General features: G+C 58.3%; 21 protein-coding genes. 14 read left to right on the top strand and 7 right to left on the bottom strand.

The genetic code is table 11. From position 1 onward, the window contains the following. Positions 1-3 precede the first annotated feature (3 nt). The 3 genes from X727_RS154125 to X727_RS154135 all read right to left on the bottom strand — a co-directional run bounded on the left by X727_RS154125 (position 4) and on the right by X727_RS154135 (position 1,395). Positions 4-390: a hypothetical protein gene (locus X727_RS154125; RefSeq protein ID WP_245261414.1), complete on the bottom strand. Its 387-nt coding sequence runs from the start codon at positions 388-390 to the stop codon at positions 4-6. Between the two features lie 98 nt (positions 391-488). After that, complete coding sequence (locus X727_RS154130; RefSeq protein WP_245274146.1) at positions 489-1,076, bottom strand: putative metal-binding protein; 588 nt, start codon at positions 1,074-1,076, stop codon at positions 489-491. Positions 1,077-1,098: 22 nt separating this feature from the next. Continuing rightward, positions 1,099-1,395, bottom strand: a complete 297-nt coding sequence (locus tag X727_RS154135) for a DUF2604 domain-containing protein (RefSeq protein WP_023727902.1) — start codon at positions 1,393-1,395, stop codon at positions 1,099-1,101. A 367-nt stretch (positions 1,396-1,762) separates the two neighbouring features. On the opposite strand from X727_RS154135, the gene X727_RS1000000167865 reads away from it, so the two are divergent. Both X727_RS1000000167865 and X727_RS1000000169585 read left to right on the top strand, forming a co-directional pair. Continuing rightward, the gene (locus X727_RS1000000167865; protein WP_023727903.1) at positions 1,763-1,912 is read left to right on the top strand and encodes a hypothetical protein; all 150 of its coding nucleotides are present in this window, start codon (positions 1,763-1,765) and stop codon (positions 1,910-1,912) included. A gap of 305 nt (positions 1,913-2,217) precedes the next feature. Next, complete coding sequence (locus X727_RS1000000169585; protein WP_023727904.1) at positions 2,218-2,352, top strand: hypothetical protein; 135 nt, start codon at positions 2,218-2,220, stop codon at positions 2,350-2,352. A gap of 61 nt (positions 2,353-2,413) precedes the next feature. On the opposite strand, the gene X727_RS01000000164550 is transcribed toward X727_RS1000000169585, so the two are convergent. The 4 genes from X727_RS01000000164550 to X727_RS154150 all read right to left on the bottom strand — a co-directional run bounded on the left by X727_RS01000000164550 (position 2,414) and on the right by X727_RS154150 (position 5,516). Continuing rightward, entirely contained in the window at positions 2,414-2,878 is a 465-nt protein-coding gene (locus X727_RS01000000164550) for a hypothetical protein (RefSeq protein WP_023727905.1), read from the bottom strand. A 20-nt stretch (positions 2,879-2,898) separates the two neighbouring features. Then, positions 2,899-3,087: a hypothetical protein gene (locus X727_RS154140; RefSeq protein WP_023727906.1), complete on the bottom strand. Its 189-nt coding sequence runs from the start codon at positions 3,085-3,087 to the stop codon at positions 2,899-2,901. A gap of 109 nt (positions 3,088-3,196) precedes the next feature. Continuing rightward, a complete protein-coding gene (locus tag X727_RS154145) occupies positions 3,197-3,931 on the bottom strand; it encodes an ATP-binding protein (RefSeq protein ID WP_081726080.1) in 735 nt (244 codons plus the stop codon). Between the two features lie 433 nt (positions 3,932-4,364). Continuing rightward, a complete protein-coding gene (locus X727_RS154150) occupies positions 4,365-5,516 on the bottom strand; it encodes a PIN domain-containing protein (protein WP_023727908.1) in 1,152 nt (383 codons plus the stop codon). 378 nt (positions 5,517-5,894) lie between these two features. Between X727_RS154150 and X727_RS154155 the strand changes: the two genes are divergently transcribed. From X727_RS154155 to trbJ, 12 genes are all read left to right on the top strand, one after another. Continuing rightward, positions 5,895-6,284, top strand: a complete 390-nt coding sequence (locus X727_RS154155; RefSeq protein ID WP_023727909.1) for a phage integrase N-terminal SAM-like domain-containing protein — start codon at positions 5,895-5,897, stop codon at positions 6,282-6,284. Between the two features lie 863 nt (positions 6,285-7,147). Then, positions 7,148-10,555 carry a hypothetical protein gene (locus X727_RS154160; RefSeq protein WP_155923550.1) on the top strand — a complete coding sequence of 1,136 codons (3,408 nt, stop codon included), beginning with the start codon at positions 7,148-7,150 and terminating at the stop codon, positions 10,553-10,555. Continuing rightward, positions 10,533-11,000 carry a response regulator gene (locus X727_RS154165; RefSeq protein ID WP_023727911.1) on the top strand — a complete coding sequence of 156 codons (468 nt, stop codon included), beginning with the start codon at positions 10,533-10,535 and terminating at the stop codon, positions 10,998-11,000. Before X727_RS154160 ends, X727_RS154165 begins: the two co-directional genes overlap by 23 nt. Next, on the top strand, positions 10,997-12,217 hold the full coding sequence (locus X727_RS154170; RefSeq protein WP_023727912.1) for a response regulator: 1,221 nt from the start codon (positions 10,997-10,999) through the stop codon (positions 12,215-12,217). The genes X727_RS154165 and X727_RS154170 overlap by 4 nt, the downstream gene beginning before the upstream one ends. A gap of 368 nt (positions 12,218-12,585) precedes the next feature. After that, a complete protein-coding gene (locus X727_RS154175) occupies positions 12,586-13,440 on the top strand; it encodes a hypothetical protein (protein WP_023727913.1) in 855 nt (284 codons plus the stop codon). A 255-nt stretch (positions 13,441-13,695) separates the two neighbouring features. Then, positions 13,696-15,726 (top strand): conjugal transfer protein TraG, encoded by a 2,031-nt coding sequence (locus X727_RS154180; protein WP_023727914.1) that lies wholly within the window; start codon positions 13,696-13,698, stop codon positions 15,724-15,726. Between the two features lie 119 nt (positions 15,727-15,845). Beyond that, positions 15,846-16,259, top strand: a complete 414-nt coding sequence (locus tag X727_RS154185) for a hypothetical protein (RefSeq protein ID WP_023727915.1) — start codon at positions 15,846-15,848, stop codon at positions 16,257-16,259. Then, positions 16,256-17,224: a P-type conjugative transfer ATPase TrbB gene (gene trbB / locus X727_RS154190; protein ID WP_023727916.1), complete on the top strand. Its 969-nt coding sequence runs from the start codon at positions 16,256-16,258 to the stop codon at positions 17,222-17,224. The genes X727_RS154185 and trbB overlap by 4 nt, the downstream gene beginning before the upstream one ends. A gap of 11 nt (positions 17,225-17,235) precedes the next feature. Next, positions 17,236-17,547 (top strand): TrbC/VirB2 family protein, encoded by a 312-nt coding sequence (locus tag X727_RS154195; protein ID WP_023727917.1) that lies wholly within the window; start codon positions 17,236-17,238, stop codon positions 17,545-17,547. After that, positions 17,544-17,816, top strand: a complete 273-nt coding sequence (locus X727_RS154200; RefSeq protein WP_023727918.1) for a VirB3 family type IV secretion system protein — start codon at positions 17,544-17,546, stop codon at positions 17,814-17,816. The genes X727_RS154195 and X727_RS154200 overlap by 4 nt, the downstream gene beginning before the upstream one ends. Next, positions 17,810-20,260: a conjugal transfer protein TrbE gene (gene trbE / locus X727_RS154205; protein ID WP_023834068.1), complete on the top strand. Its 2,451-nt coding sequence runs from the start codon at positions 17,810-17,812 to the stop codon at positions 20,258-20,260. Before X727_RS154200 ends, trbE begins: the two co-directional genes overlap by 7 nt. Beyond that, positions 20,257-20,982, top strand: a complete 726-nt coding sequence (gene trbJ, locus X727_RS154210) for a P-type conjugative transfer protein TrbJ (RefSeq protein ID WP_023727920.1) — start codon at positions 20,257-20,259, stop codon at positions 20,980-20,982. Before trbE ends, trbJ begins: the two co-directional genes overlap by 4 nt. Positions 20,983-21,006 lie beyond the last annotated feature (24 nt).

Genomic DNA, 21,006 nt, shown 5'->3' with positions numbered 1-21,006 from the left:
CGTTCAACCCGTTATCGTGATCATCCGCCTGAGTGCCGCGGATGGGACCTCATTCCAGTTCGCCTTCGCGTCAAGTCGATAGGCGGCGACCCGAGCAAGATCGAAAGGCTCGCGGGCGAAATTGGGCACCACCAGCGACAGACACCCAACCGTGGTAGCGACCGCGTAGGCGTCGTCGGTCGTCGAATGGTAGGCTCGGCCCGGATGGCTATGGATCTGGGCGAAGAGTTTAAGGCTGCTCTTGTAGAGCCAGACATTGAGCCGGTGTAGTTCTTCGGCCGGAACTATCACGCAAACGCCGTCGCCCGTCCGAATGTGACGCTGTGCCGGGATAACGGTCTCTGTTACGCCAAAGTGTTGGTCTTGCTGAACGCCGACCCAGAGCGCCATCCCCTCATGGCCCTGTCGCCCAACTGAGCGCAGGTGCGCCTGGACACTTGAAAGACAGTCTCGGGGAAGAGCGACTGTCCCGACATCCTTGAGCTCGGTCATTCTGGAATGGCGGGTAGGGGGGCTATCATGGCTCCCACTGAGATTTGGAACTGATACTGAAGCTGCTCCACGGGACCGGTCCCGTACTTGATGATCTTGTCCAGGATGAAGGCCAAACAGCCTTCGCCAGAACCCCGGTGGAGAAGCCATGAATCACCTGAATGGGCTGGATTGTCGTGGTATTCCCGGACGCCTGCCATGCACAGGAATGGCGTGTGTTCCGCACTGTTGGCCTGGATGAAGTCCGACAGCGACAGAGCGTTCTGCTGCATGAGGACCAAAATCATATCCGGTGGGGTTCCGGGTAGATGCGGTCGTCTCAGCATCCTAAGCAGCAAATCTTTCCGGGCAATCGGCCGGCGTATAAAGGGGTCGACGAAGACCACCGACGGAGGTCGGAGGTCGTAATTGGAGAAGTCGATCTCGACAGCTGCACCGATGATCTGTGGCTTTATCTTCGGCGGTGCGAAGATGAAGAAGGCCGTCGGGAAGCTCGCCTCGATCAGGAAACAACCCTGAGCCCGGTAAATACCTGCTTGTGTTTGGAACCAGCCGATCTGCCGATCGAACTTCGCTCGGGACACCCCAGGGTCCACAGTTTGGAGTTCAGGCACCTGCGACACCCGCCTTCAGGCTGAGGAACAGGGTCACAGGGGTCGCGAAACCGAAATCGCCAACTTCTTTGTCGACGTCGAGCAAGGTGCCGGCCTCATCCTTGAATTCCCAATTCTCGGCCGGTTGGGCGACGTTCTGCGTATTCTCAAGTGCTTTGGTGCGAACGACGTGAAGCGGCTGGTTGGGATTGGCTTCGACCTGGGTGGGCTGCCCGTTCACCACCACCGTGATCTCGATCTTCCCGGGGCCGCCGCCGTGATTTTCGCCCTTGCCCGAATCCTTCGACATTGCCCTACTCCTGTGGCTTACCAACGGCCCCCAAGGCGCCAGTGCAGACCTGCTGGTGAGCGGGCTGGCGGTCTTCAATCGTCCACTCGGCACCACGAACCGCGAGTACGCGAAAGACAGGGACAAGCTACCGAATCGGTGCTGTCTTCTTTTATGCGGGACTTGAGCGGCAAGTAAATGGCCGAAACTGCTCTTCACAACTATAATCGATTAGAGCATTGATAAAATATTGGCGCCGTACCTAATTGCGCAACCACCGGCTTGGCAGGACCAGCTTCTCGTTTGCGACGACCCGTGCGCTCGAAAAGGCAAGTTTCAAGTCTTCTCGCGTACTTGCGAAATCGATGCTCCCGATGGGCAGCACGCAGTGCACGAGCGCGTAATCACCCGGACGATCGCGCGGCCGCGCGGGACGCAGCATGACGTACCGGATTTCTATGTTCGCAAGGCCCGGCTGGCGATCGAGGTGGCCTGGGCCGAGGGTTCGCGTGCCCGAATCCTGGCCGAACCGGGCTAGCTGCGCTACCCAATCGGCTACACGTTGGCGGGACCCGAAACGCATGCGCCAACACAGCAAGCCACAAAGCTGAAGCCTTTGTTCGCGGGCCAGTGAGCGCTTTAGCGTCGCGGGAAGGTGGCGGGAACGACTTGGATCGGCGCTTTGCTGCCTGGCAGCAATGGGCCGGAAGCGACCTGACAGTTTTCGGGCGCGGGTGTCACCGAATCGGACATCAAACACCTGACCGGCCAGCCCGTGCCGCTCGGTATCGGACGCAAAGGGTGCGGAATAATGCGCAGCGAAGCCGCTGCGCGCCGCCAGTCATGGGCGTGGTCGATCCCCCCTCGATCCATTCGGCAAGCACGTTGACCTCATCGATCGCCTTTTCCAGCCCGGTCGAACTGATCTTGATCGTCGGCATCAACAACGATGCGAGCGAACCTTCTTCAGAGAGGTGAGCGCCGACAGCTCTATGTCGCTGACAAGAATGGTCGTGGATGCTTATCGAGCGTCGCCTTGTCATGGGTCACCAGGAATGACGTCAGATCCTCGCCATGCTGGCCGCGATTTGCGAGGTAGAGCGATCTGCTCGATCAGCGCGCGATCGGCGGGACAATCGCTCCAATCGGTATCGAGAATCTCGCCCAACGCCTCGAAATAGGCCGGCGCGAAACCGCCACGGAACGCAGCCTTCTTGTTCTGGAACGAAAAGCCAATCACGCGGTTCGCTAGCGTGTTGAAATAGAGCTTCAGCGCGTCGGACAGCATCGAGATGCAGGCGAGGCCGAGCACCTCCAGCACTGTGTCGGCATCCATCCATTCCTCAAGGAAGGCGGGCTCGCCGTCCTCGCTATAGGGCGGATTGTCGAACGGTGGGAGCTGGTTCTCGATGCGATGTTGCACATCGACGAAGGCCTTTGCGCTCTCCGAATAGAAGAAGTGGACGAACGCCGTGCGGCTTTTCAGGAAATAGCGCGCGTCCATCCGAGCCTTCCGATCTACCGTTAGAGCTTTGATGGCTGGTCGACGCCGAATAGGCGCCAGAATCCTTCGGTGAGGGGCTGCAGCGCGCCTTCCGCCATCGCGTCGTCAACGACCTCACTAAGATAGGCCGGATCCTGCCAGGCGGGCCCGACAGAATAGCCGTCGCCGAGGATCAAACGGTAGTCCTTGATCCTCGTCATCGTCGCCATAACAATTCACGGTCCTTCGATCCCATGAGGCCGCAGTCTCGCGATCAAGCTCACCACTGCGCCAAGCAGGTGATCAACGACATACTTTGGCCAGATGATCTTCTTCCCATCAACCTCGCGGCCAATCGCCCAGGCAAGGTCGACATAGCCGATCCCGTGATTGACCGACCAGGCGCGCGCCCTGCTCCTGATCGACATCGACATGGACGATCAGTCCGTCTAGCCCAACCATGTAGTGGATGCCGCCCATGGGCTCTAGCGGAAGGACGGCATAGTCCCGTGAGACAGAGATATCCCGCGCCTCGCGAAGCACAGACAGCGGCGCGATGGTCAGGATGAGCGTTGGCCGATCGACGATGCGTCTCGGCATGTCCTTGCCTGTAATCGCCTCGACCGCTTTGCGGTGGAGATCCCGGACGCGGTTCGGGAAATCTTGAGATGCGGCGAAGGCTTGCCTGAGCTCGGTCGTGCTCATGTCGAAATTGCTCCTGTTAGCGCGCCGGAGGAAGCGGCTGCTCTTGTCGTATGTGACCCTATGGGGGGCGACGAGGCTGGCGCAGACGCGCATCACGAGTACGACCGTGCCGTCGGGCCGCGTTAGTTCCCGAAGCGCGAACTGCGGGACACGGGGATCAACGAGCGTGCGTAACTGATCGTCGATGCGCCTCAACTCGTGGTCAAGCCCGATCCGGCCGATCCCGACCACTTCGGCGGCGACGCCGTTCTTGTCGTCGCGCACGCCGATGATGATATCGCCGCCATCGGTATTTGCGAACGCGGTCACATCGGCGAGGAAATCCCGGACGCCCTTGTGGTCGCCTGCCGGGAGCGCTTTCCTTGAAATCCAGCGTTCGGCTCTCGCTACGCCGGAAAGTCACCAGCGCCTCGATTTCGTCAAGCGTGATCTGATCCAAGGGGCGTTCGATCATGGCGCTGCATAGCATCGTGGGGCTATCAAGTCTGCTTCCTAGATCCCGTTTCCCAAAGCTGCCAGACCGTAACGGCCCAATGCTGCCGGGCGGCAATGCGCCTCAATTCAGTCGTTCAGGCAACTTTGGCTTAGGCCAGAAGCGGACATTCGGGCTATCGACAAGAAGAGCAGAAATGCGCCCCGATATTCTATCATTGAGGAACCGCCCTATGTTTCCAAAAAGGTGCCTTCCTCTCCTCGATGTGGCAGGCACAAATGAGGCTGCGGACCGATGACTATGCGGTAGCTATATGAACCGAACGCTGCCGTTGTTCGTCCGCGTGGCTCGGTTCCTGCCGCACCCTGCTTAGTATTTCTCGTGTGTAGGATCTTCGCTCTGAAAGGGCTCCACCGTGCCAAAATTGACCGTCACCTGGCTCAACGCGACGTCGGCTTCAGCGACGTCGAGCCCTTGGTCCATATTTCGGGCAACGGTGATCACAACCTCAAAGGTGATTTCTTCTTCAGTAGACACTTCCTCCGAGCCCAGCGGTACATAATCCTCATCGATCGCATCGCGGATTGAGAATGAGAACGACGCTTCGAAAGCCACGCGTGCCTCAAGCCGGGTCGAAAATGTAACGACATCCTCGTCGGCGGCCACGACAACAGGGGGTGTTGCGGTATCCCAGCGGATCAGCTGAGCGACCGCGCCAAGCGGCTCGGTTTCGAACTCAACGCTGGACCAGCCATCGGCATGAAAGTCGCGATCGTCAAGCCGGCTTTCGAGTGCAGATCCAACGGAATCGATGAGCTCCTGCGAAGCGCCTTGCCGAAGAAGTCCGACCACGGTCGCAGCAAACGCTGCCCCCGTTTCATTAAAGTAAGAAAGCGCGCGCTCCAGATCATTGACGCAAACCAGGTGCGCAGAAGCGGCGCAAAAGTCACGCCATCCTTTGTCGGCACTGATGCAAAGAATGCGAATGTTCTCATGATGCGCGTGGGATTCCAGCGAGCAAAGCGCGAAGGCGTCCGGAAATTCACTCTTCTTTTTGAGGGCTGATTCAAATGGGCTCTGGCTCGCGAAATAGCGCTGCAGGACATGGGCCGTGACATCGTTAATACCGGTCGGCGCGATCACCTCACACCCCGTTGATGCAATGTAGTTGGCCATCTGCGTTGCAGCCAGTTGGCGGGGTTCATCGTCAAGCCGCAGGCCGGGCGCAGGAACACGGTCTACAGCAGGTAGCGCCCACCGCCGTCCGTGGTCCTTAAAGGCTTTCTTCAGAAGGCGCCCGGTTTCCTCGGCCTCGGTGGCGATATGATTGATAACTTCGTTGCTGACGATATCAGAAAGGACGAAATGGATATCGCTGCCGCGGAACTGATCGAGTTTGCGCAGCACGGGAAATCCGAGGCTGCACCCATACCGGTCGAATACATTGGTATCGAGCGTGATGGCCGCGATCGAATGATCAGCGATACCTTCCTTGATCTGTTGCTCAGTAAGTTCTGGCATCGTCTCGCAGCCACCCACAAAATTACGACAGTAATTCTGCGGTAGCGCGGGTTGCGAGATATCACAAGCCGATCGTTCGAACGGGCGGTTGCTATCGCAGCGCCTGATCAAGCGCCGCCTCTATCCAATACCAGAAAGTCTGTGCTCGATCCCGATTCAAGCAGAATTTGCCTCGATGGCTCCGCGCCCCAAACTTTGCGTCCATCTGAGAGCAGATGTTCAGGCCTGGTAATCTGGGCCGTCCGCTACGCGCCTCATGCACCAACCCGCTTCGCGGGAGGGGCGCCTCGGCCTGAGATGGCGCGACTGCCATTTTGATTTGAGCGGGTAGAGGCGTCGATCTGACCATGGAGTTCCCTTCAACGAGAGGAACTCGCCATGGCTACCCTGTCGACCGATGCACCAATCTCTCCGCTTCGCCAGCGCATGCAGCACGTCATGCTCATGCGTGGCCTGGGCTCCCATACCCAGCAGGACTACGTTCGTCACGTCCGGCGCTTCGCTGTGTTCCTTGGCCGCTCGCCCGACACGGCGACGGCTGAGGACATCCGTCGATTCCAGCTGCATCAGCATGAGAGCGGCGTCGGCCCTGCGACGATCAATGGCGCGGTCTCGGCACTGCGGTTCCTGTTCCTGGTGACGCTGAAGCGTCGGGATCTGGCGCGTGCGCTGGTGATCACCCGGTATCCGCGCAAGCTGCCCGACGTGCTGAGCGTGGAGGAAGCGGCGCGGCTGCTCGAACCGCCGAACCGGGAAAACGCCCCATGACCCGGCATGGTCCGTCTGCACACACGGCCGCGTCACGCTGGCGCCGGTCAACGGGATGTCATGTGCACGTTGCCGTGGCGCCGGTCGTCACGCACACCAATCCCGCGGGAATTAACGCTACTGGCGCCGCGACCTGGCCCGGACGCCGCTTCCACGACATGCCCCTCGCACCCTATTCGGAAGTTCGCGACAGGCGCTGGCACACCCCGAAACAAATCCCCATAGCTCACCGCGTGCGGCCCGCGGGTTCCTGCATGAGAGACTTTCGTACGCCTGACGGCACCCGAAACCCTTGAGCATATCGGTCATTGAGACTGTTGTTCAGGTTCCTAAAAGCAGACTCACAATTTCTGCGAATGACCGAGAGTGTAAAATGGGTAGACGGCTCGCCAACGGCGTTATCCACCCGCCAATTTGACGCGGAACCCCTTTGCGCAGGTTACCAAGGGTAAAATGGCCAGTCATTGTACCGGCTTCACGCTGCAGCCGTCGTCGTGAGGTTCGCGCGCTCACGATGCTACTCACTGTCGATCGGTCAGGTTGCCGCTATCACCGTCTGCTGCTACCCCTTGTGCAACGCGGGATTGCTGCGCTCGCCATCGCGGGCGACCGCTAAGGTCGCCAACTGGCCTTTGCCACCGCGCCTCGTTCGCTGCAATCAGCCTTAGAGCAAGCCAATCGCGCCATTTCTCAGCCACCTTCAGTAGCCTGGGTCAAGTAGCGTCACCACGATGCAAATCCTCCGCTCGTTTTGCGTCATTTCTGTTAACAGCTCTATTGTTGTGCCGCTTTGACTCCCGGATTGCAGCTATAATCTCACCCCTAGCGGTGATTCGTGTCGCCGTTTCATTGGTAGAGTTCAAATGCCTAGACGACGCCGAAAATCCAAAGATCCTCTTACCAAAATTAAAAATAGTATCAGGGGAGCAGACAATAAGGTCGTCGCTTTTCTGGAGAAAGGCCGGAATGCAGACCTTTCGGTCTTAGACCCACTCGCTAGGTGGAGCTTCAGTTGGTTGCCAACGCTAGGGGTCCTAGGACGGCTGACTCCAAAACGTCTGGCCGACTTGAGCGCAAATGCACCTCTTCGATCAATCGGCCTTTCCCGCGACATAGAGTGGGCTACCGCTGCCATTCTAAGAGAGGCTGAGGCAATTGAGCGGTATCTCCAGCGCAAAGGAGATTTCGACCGACTTTTGAACAGAAGTTCTTTGGCGGAGGCGATTGAGCAACTTGATCGTCTGGATGAGCAGGTTGGACAATCATTCCAGTCGTTGTCGACGCGCATTGCGCTAACCCAACTCTCTGAGGGTTTGGAGGCTCAAAAAGACCTTGTTTCCGGGCTCCGAAAGAATAGTGCGTCGCCGATGGCACTATTTTATACGTTCTGGTGGAGCGTTCTGGCCGAAGACGGAACATCCGCCGAACATTTCGCTAAGGAAATCCGTCGAAGGATGGACTCATGGGAGGTCGACGCAGAAGCCAGGGCTCACATAAGCTACTTCTTACTGAAAGAATATCCATCGGAGGGCGGTGAGAGCAACCTTTTGACAGCCGCGACTTCAAGTGGCGTGATCGATACATACGAAATGTTGATTGGCATCGCAACAGTCGCAGCTGCGGAGAAGCGTTCGACGGCAAACTTGTTCAAGAGGGCAATGAGTAGGATCGCAACTCGAATAAGCGACGAAAGGGTCACCAAGATTCTTCTGCTCTGCGGAAGCCTTGATAGTGCTGCCAAGCTATCACGGAAGTCGACCACTTACCTGGATGCGCGGCTGTCCGGAATTGGCAATGCGCAACAGGGTAGCGCAGAAAGCCTAGAAGAACTAAACGCTGCGGTGCTGCAAGGTATCGCGAGAACTCCATCCAACGAGCTAGTTTCAAAGCTCGAGGGAGCTTTAAGGGCAATAGACCAGCCAGGCGACGAAGGTGCTCGTGCATCGATCGCTCTGCGGAAGCTAGGGCTGATGTTAGGCCATACGTCGGTCGGTCGGTGGGCGACGTCAGTCGCGCAGGCGTACGCGCCAAGAGCAAACCCCTTCGATCCCAGCTTTGACGGCGCAAGGTTTGTCGCTGCAAGTGATGGCTTGCTCGAAGCCTTTTCTGCGTTGACCGCAGAGTGTGCGGCCGCTTTTGCACTTCAGATCGAAAAGATCTATGGCCCATCGCCCGTGGCTGCTGCAGCCAGAATCTTGGTTGGTCAGCCGATCGCAGAGGCGGCATTGGCCAACTTGTCCAAGGCAACCCAAATGAGCCTGGCGCTACAGCGGGCCGTTTTACAGAAGGATGCAGACGCAGTTCTCGATGCTGCGAGCCAAATGCTTCAACTGAGTCGAACCCGAGAAGCCCTTTTCTTCAGGGAAGGAGCGCTGCTGGAGCTTGGCCGAGTTCGAGATGCGCTATCGAATGCCGTTGAGTTGCTGGTCAGCGACCCACTTTATATCACCTGGCTTCCGGTTAGAGATCTAATCAGGTTGGTTTACCGCAATGACCAGAACGAGTTTGCGGGTGATATTGAGACGCCTATACTATTTGACTTTGCGTCAAAGCACGTCGATCAGGAATTGTCGTCGTACGTGTCCTATACCGCTGAAGACTTCATATTGACGAAAGATGCTGATAGACCGTCTAGGGTCGAGTGGCAGTTGTCAACCGGCGACGATGCCTTGCTTGTACACTTCTTGGCGGAGGTCTGCACGCCGGCCACGCTAAGGTTGTTCACAGCATTTGAGTCAGAGCGAGAACTCGAGGAAGAGCGAATTGCAATTTGTCAATTGCTCTCTCGTTTGGATAGCAATCGAAGGGGCAAGTATGAAGATGAGGCTAGAAGCATTGTCACGTCGAGATTGGTAAAGGAAGCAATAAAACAGCTACAGGCAAGTAAAATATCGATTGATGAAGACGCAATTCGTGTGTGGGGCACGCGCAACCTTCGCGAAGACTTCGCCCGGTATCAATCCCTCTACGCGAGTGGATTGGTAGTTGTCGATCAGGCGTATCGCGAGGCATTGCTCCAGGCGCTTGAAAGTGGTGAGATAAGCCAATCTCTGTACGATGTTCCGCAGAATGAGGCAGGCGCGTTATTCACCCAGATTGTAGTGCAGTTCGTCCGAGAATGTGCATTTGACCCCGAGCACGGCCTAGATTGCTATCTAAGTCTGAGAATTAGGCACGGGACCTTCTCAGGCGTGATGCGTAGCGCACCGGAGATGGAGCGCGTTGTTACCCGCCGAGCGACGGAGACGGGAGACTATCGGGAGAATTCGTTTTGGCGGACAGCCACGGCTGATCAATTAGACGACGATGCATGGCAATTGACACAAGATCGTCTTTCGAAGTTCTCCGGTGATTTCGACGGATTGGTTCGTAAAATTACCAACGACTACATTCAGGTTAAGCGTGAGGAGAAGCCAAAGGGGCTATTTAACGTCGATATAAATCCAATTTCTATTTATGGATTGGCAACGGAGATCGACGACGAAACGTCATTCGATGAAATGTTGACTCGAACGCTCGTTATTTTCTGGGGTCTGGTTGAGCGCAGTCTTAATGAGGTGAGGGAATTCTTAGACGGAGACGCTCGACTACGCTTCCGCTCGCTGTTCAACAACTTAGAGATCGATTTGCGCTGGGAGCCTGCCTTGGCACCTCTTGCAGACGCTGTTATTCGCGCTCGAAATGACGTCGAACTGTCCCTGGATCGCGTTCGGGACTGGTTCGAGCTCCCAACTGCGACAGCAACTCTGACTTTTACTCTGAACCAGCTGATCGAGGTTGCCCTCGAGGCGATCAAGAGTTTTCACAGGGACTTCTTGCCGACCCTAGTTATGCCTGCTGACGACATCCCCCAATTGATCGGCGCTTTGAATTTATTTTCGGATATGTTCTTTGTGGTACTTGAGAATATCTACACGCATTGCGGATCATCAAGCCCAGATGTGCGGATAACTGCCGTGATGGGGGATAGATCGCTTTCAATTCGCGTCGAAAATTCCATGGTTGCGGAAAGGTGCGGGGCGGAGAATGTTGAGCGTGTTGCACGCTCGAGAGAGCGCATCGCAACCGGTGGGTACTTGAGCGACGTTAATAGAGAAGGCGGTACCGGGTTACCCAAACTTGCGAAGCTGGTCGGGTACAAATCTGGCCAGGGCGAGCTCGATTTCGCCCTGGACTGTGACGCGCGAATCTTTTGGTTGGAATTCAGTCTCCCGGCTCGAATCTTCGGCATGTCAGATGAGGTGGATGATGAGCAAGTTGCTTCTGATTGAGGATGACGAGAATAAGCGGACCCAAGTTCTAGCACTGCTCAGTGCTGCGTTCCCGGATCTGGAGGTCAAGACTGCTGCGTCGTTGATGGCGGGAGTTAGGCAGACTAGGGCTGATCGACCTGATCTCGTCCTCCTAGATATGACGCTTCCAAACTACGATCTCCGTGATGGCGAAACCGGGGGCGGTATGCATGCGTTTGGTGGTGTCGAATATCTAAAGCAGATTAGGCGCCTTAAAATACCAACCAAGGTCATAGTCATTACTCAGTTCGAGACGTTTGGCCAGCCTCCAGACGTAAAGGACCTACCGGAACTAGATGCGGAAATGCGTGACAGCTTTTCGCCGTTCTATAGAGGAGCGGTATACTATCATGCATCGATCGATGAGTGGAGCAGGGAACTAACACGTTTGATCAGTGAAGAAATTCAAGGTGGGGTAGAGTGAAGATACTTCTGGTTGAGGACTCTGCAGAAAAGGCGGATCGAGTTAGAAGTGGGCTTCATGACGAAGTCCCCGAGGGCGGTTACGAGTTGATCGTCGCTGACGATGCTAACGCTGCGAAAAGGGCGTTGAGAGCCGACTATTTCGACCTAGTGATTTTGGATATTGCTTTGCCGCTTAGGCCTGGCGACGAGGTTCGCCCAGAAGGGGGCATAGAACTTCTCGAAGAGATTCTCGCTAGGACGATTTACAAGAGACCAGGACATGTCATCGGACTTACAGCAAAGTCTGACGTATACGAGTTGGCAGTGGATCGTTTTTCAACTGAAACTTGGTCTTTGATTTACTACGACGTTACATCGGACAGTTGGCTGGAGAGAATTGCGCGGAAGGTCCGTCACGTCTTAGCTGCTGAGAGTTCTAGGGTTTCTACTAAGCCGAACCAGGTCGATGTTGCGATAATAGTTGCTGTAGGGGACGAGCTTGAACAGGTCAAAAGGAATGGGTGGGAATGGTCGAGCCAGGATGTTCCGGGTGACGCCGCGCTCTACTACAGGGCGGAATTTCCGCGATTGGACGGCAGCAAGGGTTCTGCGGTTTTGGCGAAAGCTCCTTTGATGGGCATGTCAGCTGCCTCTGTGCTCGCCACAAAACTCGGTTACCAATTTCGTCCCCGCACACTCGTCATGACGGGGATTTGCGCGGGCGACTCTACTGAAGTGCAGTTGGGAGACCTCATCGCGGCTAGCCCAGTATGGGACTACGGAAGCGGAAAACATGTTGGGGACGAGTCCAATGACACCTTTGAACCGGCACCCTATCAGATTCAGATATCGTCTCGACTTAGAGGCCTCTTGGAACGTCTTGATGAACGTCATGACTTGTTGGAGAAGGTATGGAATGATTTTCCAGGAAGCAAACCATCGTCAAGACCGCGCTTGCATGTCGGCCCTTTCGCTTCCGGTGCGGCTGTAGTCGCGAACAAAGCGTTGTTCACCAAGATTCAAACACAGCAGCATCGTAAGCTAATCGGGCTGGATATGGAGGCTTATGGTGTAATGGCGGCGAGTCGCGAGCTTCCCATGCCTCAGCCAGACTGTCTGGTGCTCAAAGGGGTTTCAGATTTCGCCGACGTGGATAAAGGGGACAAGGTTCGGCACTACGCAGCTTATGCTAGCGCTCGAGCGATGACTGCCCTGTGCGAACTCTTCGACCTTTGAGGGCGGAAGGATAGCCTGGTGACGAGAGGCGTTCTCGATCATCAGGTCAAAGGTGTGCTGACATCGTCAGATAGCGGCCTGCGCGGAGCGTCGGTGGGGTGGATAGGAGCGTTCAGTGTAAAATTAGTCTCTTACATTGACGGGCACCGCGGTTGCCGGAGCCGAGTAGAGGTTCGACATAGCCATCGACCAGGACAAAGAAGCTCTCCGATTTTGTAAGGGTGGCGACCCGGTTGTTCTGCGTGTCGCTAGACGCTGCGGCTTCACCGCATGCCATTCGTCGCCACTATTCAAAATAGCCGAAAGGAACAGAGAGAAACAGAACAATTTATGACTTATATCTCCCTCAAGCATCGATGGGAGGCGGGATGGGATTACGTGCGGGGATTCGGCAGTTTGCCATGCGGCGCGTCCTTCGTATGGCGTTGGTGAAACGAAGCGGACTGACAATACCGACCTCTGGTGACGAGGCTCGGAAGAACGACATCTATCTGGTCTATTTGCTCGACAGCGCGGGTGTGGCAAGGTTCCTCGTCTACGACCTCGTGGATGATCAGGTGCAGGGGAAGTGGTCGCTCGACGGCCAGAATTTCACTGAAGAACGATCCCTCGACATTAGCGAACTGGCCGACTTCCAGCCATGGATCCAGCACTACTATCGAGGCTGGACCTTCTACACGATCGGGCTCCCGAAATTCCTCCGCTACCGATGGAGCTGCTGGCCTTGGATCCAGGTGACATACGACAGATACCTGCAGTTGCGTTTCAATAAGCGGGAGCTGCCTCGTCAGGATCGGATGAAGGTGCTGCGCTACATCCTATCAGAGACCGTCAAGGATCGGGCCTTCCAGACGCATCCGACCAGCTTGCTGACCCACTTCTATACGGTCCGATGGGTTCATCGGCCTGATAAAGAAGAGCTGATGACCTACTATACGCTCCTCCTAGACTCGATGAAGGACGTGCAAGATCTCGAAGAAACGCAGCATCATGGTTACAAGCTCAAGCCGCAGGCGCTGAACACGATCACCAGTTTCGACCTCGAAGAACAGCGTCACACCGACAACAAAAATACGCAGAACCGTATCTTCTGGCTGACGGTAGTTCTGATCGTCGTGGGGATCGTGCAATCCGGGGCGGCGGCTTACGATGCGTGGTGGAAGTCGCCGGAGACAGTCACAGGGACCATCGGCGACCAAGCAATCGATATGATCCCGAATTGAGCGGGGCGAACATAGCCTGACGCGGCGGAACCAGAATGGCAGCTTGCCGCCGGGCGCTCCGAAAACCGGACGTTCTGCTGTCGGCCCCATACAAGTCATTCGCTGGTCACCTTCGCGATGACATTTCTTGGCGAACCCAACCGTCCAAGCCTGCAACGTTCGCTGGATCGCACGGGCGCGTATATTGGGTATCTTCGATACTCTGAAACGTCACGCCATGCTGCTTCCGTTTAACAAACCTCGGAGGCTGCGCCCATGACACCGACGAAGCTCCTGGTCGGTCAGATCGTAGTTGTATTCGCCATCGTCATCCTCGGCGTATGGACAGCGACTCAATGGTGCGCCCACATGCTGGATAATCAGCTGCAGCTTGGCGCGCCATGGTTTGTCGCGGCGGCCTGGCCGATCTACAAGCCGTGGAAACTGTTCGAATGGTGGTTTCAATTCGACGCCTACGCCCCTGAGGTCTTCGACAAGGCCGGCATGCTTGCCGGAGCCAGCGGGTTCCTGGGCTGTGCGGCCGCAATAGCTGGCTCCCTCTGGCGCGCGCGGCAGAGGGGGTTGGTCACCACCTATGGCTCCTCACGATGGGCCGCGGCTCGGGAAATCGAGAAAGCAGGCCTGTTTCAGCCGACCGGCGTTTTCCTTGGCAAACTGAGGGATCACTATCTGCGCCATGACGGGCCGGAACACGTCATGGCCTTTGCGCCGACACGTTCGGGCAAGGGCGTCGGATTGGTCGTTCCAACTCTTCTTTCCTGGACCGGCTCGGCCGTCATTCACGACATCAAAGGCGAGAACTGGCAGCTGACCTCCGGCTGGCGGTCGAAGTTCTCGTACTCCCTTTTGTTCAACCCGACCGATCCAAGGTCGGCGCGGTACAACCCGCTGCTGGAAGTGCGCAGGGGCTCAGATGAGGTCCGCGACGTTCAGAACATCGCCGACATTCTCGTCGATCCGGAAGGCGCGCTGGAGCGGCGGAATCATTGGGAGAAGACTAGTCATTCACTCTTGGTCGGGGCCATCTTGCACGTGCTCTACGCCGAAGAAGAAAAGACGCTCGCCCGCGTCGCCACTTTCCTGTCGGATCCGCAACGCTCGTTTGCCACGACATTGCTGCGGATGATGACCACCAACCACCTCGGCACGGCGGACAAACCTCGGGTCCATCCCGTCGTGGCCTCGGCGGCTCGCGAGGTGCTTAACAAATCAGAGAACGAGCGCTCAGGCGTTCTCTCGACCGCCATGTCGTTTCTCGGTCTCTATCGTGACCCGACCGTGGCCGCGGCAACATCGGCCTGCGACTGGCGCATTGCCGACCTGATGGATGCGGAACGACCGATGTCGCTCTATCTAGTGGTGCCGCCATCGGATATCTCGCGCACCAAGCCACTGGTGCGACTGGTGCTCAATCAGATCGGCAGGCGACTGACGGAGCGGCTGGAAGGTGACCCGAAGAAGAGCCGCAAGTACCAACTGCTCATGATGCTGGACGAATTTCCGGCTCTTGGCCGCCTCGACTTCTTCGAGACCGCGCTCGCCTTCATGGCGGGTTACGGCATCCGCGCCTATCTGGTCGCGCAATCCTTGAACCAGATCTCCAAAGCCTATGGCGAGAACAACGCCATTCTCGACAATTGCCATGTGCGCATTGCCTTTTCCTCCAACGACGAGCGCACGGCCAAACGCATCTCGGATGCGCTCGGTACGGCGACGGAACTCAGGTCCATGCGCAACTACGCCGGCCACCGGCTGGCGCCCTGGCTCTCGCACGTCATGGTCAGTCGCCAGGAGACCGCTCGCCCGCTGCTGACGCCTGGCGAGGTGATGCAGTTGCCGCAAGCTGACGAATTAATCCTTGTTTCGGGGTTGCCGCCGATCCGCGCCCAGAAGTTGCGTTATTATCAGGATCCGAATTTCACCGAACGGGTGCTGCCGGCGCCGGTGTTGCGCGACGGTCTGTACGCGGACTGTCCTGCGTCGCGCCCCGACGATTGGAGCGGACAAGTCCGCAATGTTGACCGCCGTCTCGCTGCCGATGACGAAAACGCCGGCGCGGCAATCGAAGAAGAGGGCGGCATGCAACAGCAGCGTCATCCCGGCCTGCCTGAAGAACACGTCGTCGTCTCTCAGGAGCCTGATCAAGACGACCTCTTCAATCCGGCGGATGATGACGCCGAGGCACTCGCAGACAAGCGCGTCATGGACCGGGTTTCTACCGCGGCGAGCGCCTACGGTATCAACGAGGGAAGGGGCGACGACAAGGACATCATCCCCGGCTTCTAAGTGCTTCCGCAGCTCAGGCGTATCTCGGCGTAGATAACGCCCATAAGCGATTTTGCCGATCTCGACGATGTTCGTTCCCGCCGCCGGCGCATCAGCGCCGGCCAGTCGGAACGAGACATATGAAGCCCCACCGCATTCGCCACCAGTTTCTGCTCGAACCCGCGTTAAGCGAGAAGCTGGAAACCCTCAGCCGCAACCCGTCGACCACAAAATCGGCGATCGTCGCGAAAGCGGTCGAGGCCTTCATCGAGCGGCGTGGCGAGAACGAGCTCGACAATCGTTATGGCAGGCGGCTCGACCGTCTTTTCCGCGACCTCGACCATATCCGAGCCGATATCGAGGTGATCCTAGAGAGCCTAGCGCTCTTCATACGCTTTTCGATCACGCTTCATGCCCACACGCCAGTCCCGGATCGGGCGACACAGGCGATTGCCCAAGAGCGCTTTGACAAATTCGTCGAGCAGGTCGGTCGCCAGATCGCCTCCGGGAAGCGCTCGCTTGGCAACGGCAATGGCAACGGAGGCGAAGGATGAGCTCTCATCCAGAGGCCGACCATCGCCGCCGCGCCATGCTGCGCACAGCCATGGGCCCCGCGATCACCGAGGCCCTTGCCGATCCGACCGTCATCGAGGTGATGGTTAATCCCGACGGCGCGCTGCGGCTCGACAAGTTGGGAGACGGCCGGGTCGATACAGGTGTGCATATGCACCCTTCCGAGGCGGAACGCATCATCCGCCTCGTTGCCTCCCACGTGCGCGCCGAGGCACATGCTGACAATCCGATTGTCAGCGCCGAACTGCCATCGGGCGAGCGGTTTGAGGGGCTGCTACCGCCTGTCGTTCTGGCGCCGTGTTTCGCAATCCGCAAGCCGGCGGCAAAACTCTACACCCTGGCCAACTATGTCGCCGACGGCATCATGCTGCCACTTCAGGCCGAGGCGCTGAAGAAGGCAGTCCGCGAGCGGAGCAACATCCTGGTCGTCGGCGGCACGTCGTCGGGCAAAACCACACTTGCCAATGCGCTGCTGGCGGAAGTCGCCGAAGGTGATGAGCGGGTGATCCTGATCGAGGACACGCGCGAACTGCAATGCGCAGCCAAAGACTGCGTTGCGTTGAGGACGAGGCGAGGCTCGGTCACGCTCGCCGATCTTGTGCGCTCGACCCTGCGGCTAAGGCCCGACCGCATCATCGTCGGCGAAGTCAGAGGCGCGGAAGCCCTCGACATGCTGAAAGCGTGGAACACCGGTCACCCCGGCGGCATCGCCACGGTACACGCCAATTCGGCGCGCTCGGGCCTCTATCGCATCGAGCAGCTCGCCCAGGAAGCTGTTGTCACCGTCCCCCGCCGACTCATCGCCGAGGCGATAGATCTGATTGTCTTCATCGCTGGCCGGGGATCCTCGCGCCGAATCGACGCGATTGCCGAGGTCACGGGCCTCGACGGCAATGGCGATTACGCCGTTATCCAGCTCACCCTTCCGCAACTCCAGCAGCTTTGAAAGGTCACCTCATGCGCAAAAAACTTCGATTTCTTTCGTCGGCAGCCTTGGCGTTTCTTCTCACCACCCCTGTTCGCGCTGCCGGCTCCGGAATGCCGTGGGAACAGCCGCTACAGCAGATCCTGGAATCGGTGCAAGGGCCGGTCGCTAAGATCGTTGCGGTGATCATCATCATCACCACTGGCCTCACCCTTGCCTTCGGCGACACGGCGGGCGGTTTCCGCCGGCTGATCCAGATCGTCTTCGGCCTGTCGATCGCCTTCGCGGCTTCGAGTTTCTTCCTCTCCTTTTTCTCCTTTGGTGGCGGGGCACTCGTCGGATGACCACTGGAGAGCAGCATATCGAAGGGTTCGAGGTTCCCGTTCACCGGGCGTTGACCGAGCCCATTCTGCTGGGCGGTGCGCCACGGGCGGTAGCGATTCTCAACGGCACGGTGGCAGCGGCCATCGGGCTTGGCCTGCAGCAGTGGATCGCCGGTCTCGGGCTCTGGATCGCTGGACACACGCTCGCGGTTTTTGCCGCGAGGCGCGATCCGGACTTTGCCAGCGTGCTTGTCCGCCATCTTCGCCAGAAGGGCTGGCTGGCATGCTGAAGCTCTCGGAATATCGCGGCAAAGCCGACCGGCTTGCCGACCATCTGCCTTGGGCAGCACTCGTTGCGCCTGGCATCGTGCTCAACAAGGACGGCAGCTTCCAGCGGACGTTGCGGTTTCGTGGCCCCGACCTTGAAAGCGCGACGGAAGCTGAGCTCATCGGCGTTTGCGCGCGAGCGAACAATGCGCTGAGGAGGCTTGGCTCTGGCTGGGCATTGTTCTTCGAGGCCGAGCGCGTTGAGGCGTTGGACTATCCGACTTCGCGTTTTCCCGATGCCGCGTCATGGTTGGTTGAAGAAGAACGCGGCGCTGCCTTCGAGGGCAAGGTCGCGCATTTCGAGAGTTCTCACCATCTGACCCTGCTGTTCATGCCGCCACCAGATGGTCAGGCGCGGGCCGAAAGCGCCCTCGTCGAGTCGCATCATTCAGGAGCCGCGAGAAACTGGCGCGAGGAACTGGCGTGGTTTGGCGATGAGACTGACCGGGTTCTGGATCTTCTGTCGGGCTTCATGCCTGAAATACGTGCGCTGGATGACGCCGAGACGCTGACTTATCTGCACGGCACGATCTCGACCCGCCGTCATCCGGTCGCCGTGCCTGAAACGCCAATGTATCTCGACGGCGTCCTGGTTGACGCGCCGCTGACCGGCGGCCTAGAGCCGATGCTGGGCGACCAGCATCTGCGCACGCTCACCGTTCTCGGCTTTCCGAACGTCACCCGGCCAGGAATCCTGGATGCGCTCAATCACCAGGATTTCGCCTATCGGTGGGTAACGCGCTTCATTCCACTCGACAAGACGGAAGCCACGAAGACGCTGACGCGCTTGCGCCGGCAGTGGTTTGCTAAGCGCAAATCGATCGCGGCTATTCTGCGCGAGGTGGTGACCAACGAACCGGTGCCTCTCGTCGACAGCGATGCCGATAACAAGGCGCTTGATGCCGACGCAGCACTGCAGGCGTTGGGCGGCGATCATGTCGGCTTCGGCTATCTCACCACAACGGTGACGGTGTGGGACCAGAACCGTGAAGCGGCCGCGGAAAAATTTCGGGCGGTCGAGCGCATCGCCAACGGGCTCGGCTTCACCACCATCCGCGAAAGCATCAATGCGGTCGAGGCATGGCTCGGCTCATTGCCGGGTCATGTCTACGCCAACGTTCGCCAGCCGCTCGTCCACACGCTGAACCTTGCCCATCTCATGCCGCTGTCGTCGGTGTGGGCTGGTCCTGCGGATAATGAGCATCTAACAAAGGTCACCGGATCAGCTTCGCCGCCGCTTCTTTTCGCTGAGACCAGCGGATCGACGCCGTTTCGGCTTTCCACCCATGTCGGCGATGTCGGCCACATGCTGATTGTCGGGCCGACCGGTGCCGGCAAGTCGGTTCTGCTTGCCCTGATCGCCTTGCAGTTCCGGCGCTACGCTGGCGCCCAAATCTATGTCTTCGACAAAGGCAATTCGGCCCGCGCCGCCACGCTTGCCATGGGCGGCGACCACCATGCGCTGGGTGCGGATGGTGCGCTTGCCTTTCAGCCGCTGCGCAACATCGACGACCAGGCAACCCGTGGCTGGGCAGCCGAATGGATCGCCGGCCTCATTGCCCACGAGAATGTCACCGTCACCCCGGAGGTGAAGGAGACAATCTGGTCGGCGCTCACCAGCCTCGCCACCGCGCCGGCGCAGGAACGCACGCTCACTGGGCTGTCGGTCCTGCTTCAGTCCAATGCGCTCAAATCGGCGTTGATGCCCTACACGCTCGACGGTCCATTCGGCCGGCTGCTCGATGCCGATGACGACCGGCTGGCCATCTCGGATGTGCAGTGTTTCGAGACCGAGGAGCTGATGCACAGCCAAGGCGCTGTGCTGCCTGTGCTCACCTATCTGTTCCATCGTCTTGAGGACCGGTTTGACGGGCGGCCGACGCTGCTCATGCTCGACGAGGCCTGGGTCTATCTGGACAACCCGCTCTTTGCCGCCCGCATCCGCGAATGGCTGAAGGTACTGCGCAAGAAGAATGTGTCGGTGATCTTCGCTACGCAGTCGCTTGCCGACATCGCCGGCTCTTCTATTGCACCCGCAATCATCGAGAGCTGCCCGCAGCGCATATTTCTCCCCAATGATCGTGCGGTGGAGCCGCAGGCACGAGCAGCCTATGAGCGCTTCGGTCTTAATGAGCGACAGATCGAATTGGTCGCCCGCGCGACGCCGAAGCGCCACTACTATCTTCAGTCGCGCCGCGGCAACCGGCTTTTTGAGCTCGGACTCGGCCCGATCGCTCTTGCGCTTTGCGGCGCCTCCAACCCGGCCGCCCAGACCCTGATCGACAATGTCCTTTCCGAAGAAGGGGAGGGCAGCTTTGCCGCCCGTTTCTTCAATGCGCGCGGCCTTCAGTGGGCTGCCGAGCTTCTCCAGCAATTTCCTCAACCTAACAAGGAGCAATCGTCATGATCGGACGCCGCCTTTTTACTAGCCTGGTCACCGTTTCCCTGATCGCCAAACCAATGGCTGACTACGTCCAGCCGGCCTATGCGCTCATCGTGTTTGACCCGTCCAACTATACGCAAAATGTGCTGTCAGCAGCACGCGCATTGGAACAGATCAACAACCAAATCCAATCGCTTCAGAACCAAGCGACCATGCTGCAGAACATGGCGCGCAACCTTCAGCGCCTGGATTTTTCTTCCGTGGGCCAGCTTACCGGTTCGCTCCAGCGGATCGACGGTTTGATGACCCAGGCGAGCGGCTTGAGCTTCGATCTCGACAAGCTCCAGGACCAGTGGCGCCAGCAATATCCGGAAAGCTACGACGCCACGATCAAGGTCAGCGATGTGGCGAGCGCCGCGCGCGAGCGCTGGCAGAGCGCCATGCAGGCGTTCCGCCAGACCATGAGCGCGCAGTCGCAGATCGTCGAGAACGTGCAGGCCGACGGCGATCTGCTTACCGATCTCGTCAACCGCAGCCAGGGGGCCGCCGGCGCGCTAGAGGCAAGCCAGGCCACCAATCAGCTGATCGCGCTTTCGACCAAGCAGCAGATGCAGATCCAGACGCTGCTTGCGACGCAGTTCCGGGCCGAGGCCGAGGATGCTGCGCGTAAGGCGCAGTCCGAGGAAGCCGCCCGCGAGACGACGAAGCGTTTCCTGGGTACCGGCAGGGCCTATCCCGGCAACTGATCAGCAGTTTTTCAATACGACGAG

The sequence above is a fragment of the Mesorhizobium sp. L103C105A0 genome, assembly GCF_000502215.1.
In the GTDB taxonomy this organism is placed as follows: Bacteria; Pseudomonadota; Alphaproteobacteria; order Rhizobiales; family Rhizobiaceae; genus Mesorhizobium.
This window is presented reverse-complemented; position numbering and strand designations above follow the sequence as displayed.